Source organism: Mesorhizobium sp. M7A.F.Ca.CA.002.15.2.1 (genome assembly GCF_003998715.1).
In the GTDB taxonomy this organism is placed as follows: Bacteria; Pseudomonadota; Alphaproteobacteria; order Rhizobiales; family Rhizobiaceae; genus Mesorhizobium; species Mesorhizobium ciceri.
In genome coordinates this window covers 1-1,582 of the sequence record NZ_RZPI01000943.1, presented here as the reverse complement: position 1 = coordinate 1,582, position 1,582 = coordinate 1, and the positions used below count along the sequence as shown (strand labels likewise).

1 protein-coding gene and 1 pseudogene are annotated in these 1,582 nt (G+C 64.3%); both read left to right on the top strand.

The features are described from left to right. Positions 1–761: molybdopterin cofactor-binding domain-containing protein (locus ENZ74_RS31345; RefSeq protein WP_164761373.1), on the top strand; the 761-nt coding region annotated here is incomplete at its 5' end. After that, positions 758–1,582 (top strand): annotated as a pseudogene (locus tag ENZ74_RS31340) (6-hydroxynicotinate reductase); the annotation flags it as partial. The gene ENZ74_RS31345 and the pseudogene ENZ74_RS31340, both read left to right, overlap by 4 nt.

Below are 1,582 nucleotides of genomic sequence, written 5' to 3'. Positions count from 1 at the left end.
CATCAATTACTCCCGATGCCGGCAAGACATCGGCCTCGCGCCAGACCTTCGTCACCGGCAAGGCGGCCGAGAAGGCCGGCCGCGCCTTGCGTGAAAAGATACTTCGTTTCGCCAATGTTTCGGAAAAAGCCGCTCTCCAACTCGACGGCCCGGCGATCGTCATCCGCGAGGGAGAAGCCACGCGCCGCATCGACCTCACGACGTTGGATCTGGATGCCGAGGGCTTCGTCTTCCGCGCCGAGGAGACCTACGACCCGCCGACGCTGCCCCTCGATGCCAAGGGCCAGGGCAAACCCTACGCCGTTTACGGCTATGGCGCGCAGATCGCCGAACTGGAGGTCGATCTCAAGCTCGGCACGGTGAAGCTGATCAAGATCACCGCCGCGCATGATGTGGGCAAGGCGATCAACCCGCTGCTGGCCGAAGGCCAGATCGAGGGCGGTATCGCGCAAGGCATCGGCATGGCGCTGATGGAAGAGTACATCCCCGGCCGCACCGAGAACCTGCACGACTATCTCATCCCGACCATTGGCGACGTGCCGCCGATCGAGACCATCCTGATAGAAGTTCCGGATCCGGAAGGACCCTTTGGCGCCAAGGGTTTGGGCGAGCATGTGCTGATCCCGACTGCGCCGGCAATCCTCAACGCCATCCGCCACGCCACCGGCGTTCTGATCACCAAGGTTCCGGCGACGCCGACGCGTATCCGCGCTGGCATCCGCGAAAAAGATGGCATCCGCGAAAAGGAGGCACGCCGATGAGCGAGCTTGCCGAACGCTTCGAAACCCATGATCCCGGTGAGAAGCTGGTGGCGGAGAAGATCCGCTGCGATGCCTGTCCGGTGATGTGCTACATCGCTGATGGTCGCACCGGCGCCTGCGACCGCTACGGCAATGTCGGCGGCAGGATCGTGCGGATGGACCCGCTGACCATCCTCGACCATGCGGCCGAGGCCGGCGCGGCAATCGTGCCGTTCGTCGCCGAGGGCGAACAATGGGACGGCGAACTGGTCAACACCGGCCGCCGCTTCGTCACCGCAATCGGCGCCGGCACCACCTATCCCGACTACAAGCCGGCGCCGTTCATCGTCAGCCAGGAAGTCGAAGGCGTCGATCTCGTCACCGTCGTCACGGAAGGCATTTTTTCGTACTGCGGCGTCAAGGTGAAGATCGACACCGACCGGCATATCGGACCCGAGACGGCTATTGTGCGATCGCAAGGCGAGGCAATCGGCCATGTCACGACGGGCGAGTATGGCTCGCAGATGCTGTCGCTGGGCGGCGTGCATCATCTGACCGGCGGCTCGAAGGCCGAAGGACGCGCCACCTGCGACGCGCTGCTCAATCTGTGCAACCGCAAGCCGGTGGAACTCGCCATCGACGGCGGCGCCACCATAACAGTCGAAGCCGGCAAAGCGCCTGTCATCGACGGCAAGCAGGAACATCGCATGCGGGTCGGCTGCGGCTCGGCGACCATCGGCATGTTCGCCACGCAATGGCGCGGCCTTGTCGACGAGGTGGTGGTGGTCGACGACCACATCACCGGCGTCGTTTCCGAGCATCAGGCCGGCAAGGTGCTGGGC